Origin of the sequence: Neobacillus drentensis, assembly GCF_036965245.1 — a bacterium.
Classification (GTDB): Bacteria; Bacillota; Bacilli; order Bacillales; family Cytobacillaceae; genus Neobacillus; species Neobacillus drentensis_G.
On the sequence record NZ_JBALPG010000113.1, the window covers coordinates 11,473 to 13,116 of the forward strand.

Consider the following 1,644-nt stretch of genomic DNA (forward strand, 5'->3'; position numbering starts at 1 on the left):
AGCTTTATTTAATCCATGAACTTCAGATAACCGACAGCCCGTTGCATACAATACTTCTAAAAAAGCACGTTGTCTAACTGTATCACAGGATTCTCTTAACATTTCTAGTTCTTCGATTGATAATGACTTTGGAAGTCGGTATTCATCTTTTGGAGCTTTTAGTTTGGTAGTCGGATCACGTTTAATATATTCTTCTGAAACTAACCAACTAAAAAAACTCTTTAAGATAGATAGTTTCTTCCTAATTGTGCTCATTTTTAAGTTCCCATCTTGACTTAAGTACATTCAAACATCTGCTGTAGCTAGGTCCTCAGCCTTCTTTTTTACAATATCAGCAAACATACTTAATTCCATTAGGTAGTTGTCTAGAGTAATAGAACTTAAACCTTCTAGTTTTTTGGCCGAGATAAACAATTTTATTTTATCCTCAAGATCAGGATGTACCTCACCTAACTTAACTCTTTGAATATAATACTCTGATAGAACAGTAGATAATTTATTTTTTGTATTTTCCACTTCAATATTAGGATACAAATCTTTTAAAGCAGCTACTAACTCTGATAATACTTGCTCACCTAGATTCATAATCATCAACTCTCCTTAGTTCTTATTAGTAACTAAGGATTACCTATTCAACAAGCAATAATACTAACTGAGTATAAACAACTTTTTATTTTCTTAGATTTTATCCTTTGAATAAAAAAGAGACGATTACAGTTGGAGTAATCGTCTCATGATAGATGTGTATAGCTAGTATCGTACTGTGCAGTAAATGACTCTGATATATTATCATTTTTTAACAACTTACAATCCTACAAACTGCCTGTTTATGTGACAACAGGCATTCCTTCGAATACGCAATCAGTCACTAACTTTTATTAACCGCACTTTATCTTTTGCCTTTAGTAAAAACGCTTCGTATTGCTCTCGATATATATTTTCTCCCGTAGATACCTCTTTGGCAATCTCGGTTAATGTTCCAGGTGAGTACTCTCCATTTATTTCAAAATACACCGCGTAATCAGTTTCGGATTTATCGAAGTATCTAACTTGACTGCCTACTTTTACTTCATCATAGAAAGATAGTTTTTCATAATGCTCAACATATTCATAACCATGTTCACCAGGATAAGGTTGTCCCATTTGGATAGGCTTATACACCCAAAATGTTAATCCACTATCTCCTCGATAAGGTTGTTTACTTACTTTAAGAATGTACTTTCTCATAAAGTTCTTCCTTTCAGTTGATTAATACCTTTCTGGAAACCTGTTTATAAGTAGTTATCAATTTTTTTATATCCATAAGGCCCCATTCCATAAAAGCTACTAATTTACTCTTTAAATTTTAGCAAACAAAAGTCTATAGGCACATTCACATACTCATCTTGAGGTGTTCTTCCATGATCATGAATTATCAACTTATTAAATGGACATGCGGTCATCTTTGATAGTTTTTCCTCAAACTCTTCATACTTCATTCGTGTTATATACCATGAGTTTTTATAATCAAATAAACTCTCTGCATCTTCATCATATAAAACATTTTGAGCATTATAACATATCTGGCTTAAAAACTTTTTACCATTATCTTTATCTTCCTTGAAGAAAATATCAAACACCAATTCTTTATGTCCAGGTTTATAA

4 protein-coding genes are annotated in these 1,644 nt (G+C 32.0%); all 4 read right to left on the reverse strand.

Going from position 1 to position 1,644, the window contains the following annotated elements; genetic code table 11:
* Positions 1–255, reverse strand: a 255-nt coding sequence (locus V7150_RS20210) for a tyrosine-type recombinase/integrase (protein WP_420490313.1), incomplete at its 3' end; no start/stop codon positions are given.
* Between the two features lie 30 nt (positions 256–285).
* On the reverse strand, positions 286–585 hold the full coding sequence (locus V7150_RS20215; protein ID WP_335521876.1) for a hypothetical protein: 300 nt from the start codon (positions 583–585) through the stop codon (positions 286–288).
* Between the two features lie 276 nt (positions 586–861).
* Positions 862–1,227 (reverse strand): hypothetical protein, encoded by a 366-nt coding sequence (locus V7150_RS20220; protein WP_335521877.1) that lies wholly within the window; start codon positions 1,225–1,227, stop codon positions 862–864.
* Positions 1,228–1,331: 104 nt separating this feature from the next.
* A partial coding sequence (locus tag V7150_RS20225) for a hypothetical protein (RefSeq protein WP_335521878.1) occupies positions 1,332–1,644 on the reverse strand: 313 nt, incomplete at its 5' end.